Origin of the sequence: Acinetobacter sp. 12966 (assembly GCF_031196995.1) — a bacterium.
In the GTDB taxonomy this organism is placed as follows: Bacteria; Pseudomonadota; Gammaproteobacteria; order Pseudomonadales; family Moraxellaceae; genus Acinetobacter; species Acinetobacter geminorum.
In genome coordinates this window covers 1-523 of record NZ_JAVIMC010000053.1, presented here as the reverse complement: position 1 = coordinate 523, position 523 = coordinate 1, and the positions used below count along the sequence as shown (strand labels likewise).

The 523-nt window shown below is 38.8% G+C and carries 1 pseudogene; it reads left to right on the top strand.

The window, feature by feature from the left end:
• Window positions 1-53 precede the first annotated feature (53 nt).
• A pseudogene (locus RFW85_RS07800) lies at window positions 54-523 on the top strand (IS5-like element ISAba13 family transposase); the annotation flags it as partial.

The following is a 523-nucleotide window of genomic DNA, read 5'->3' as shown; positions in this document are numbered from 1 at the left end:
GCTTTGTTGCACAAACCTATCTCTAAAGGCTTATTCCACAATATAATTTTCAAATGAATAAGTCGACACCTAAAATTTATCGCACAACCAATTGGTCTTCATATAACCGAGCTCTCATTAATCGTGGAAATATTGCCATTTGGTTTGATCCTGCTACGCAATGGTATGCCCCATCAAAAGGCAAACAAGGACGAAATCAAACTTACTCCGACGCAGCTATCCAATGCTGCCTAATGATTAAATCTCTCTTCCGATTGTCTTTACGCATGGTCACTGGCTTTGTTCAAAGTCTCATCCATCTTTGTGGGTTAAATTGGATAGCGCCAGACTACACTACAATTTGTAGACGACAACAGCATATTGATATTGTGATTAGCTATCAAAAAAGTTGTGATGGACTGTATCTAATCGTTGACTCTACAGGTCTGAAATTCTTAGGTGAGGGTGAATGGAAGCGTAAAAAACATCAGTCTGAATATCGTCGCCAATGGCGTAAATTACATATGGGTATAGATGCTAAAAC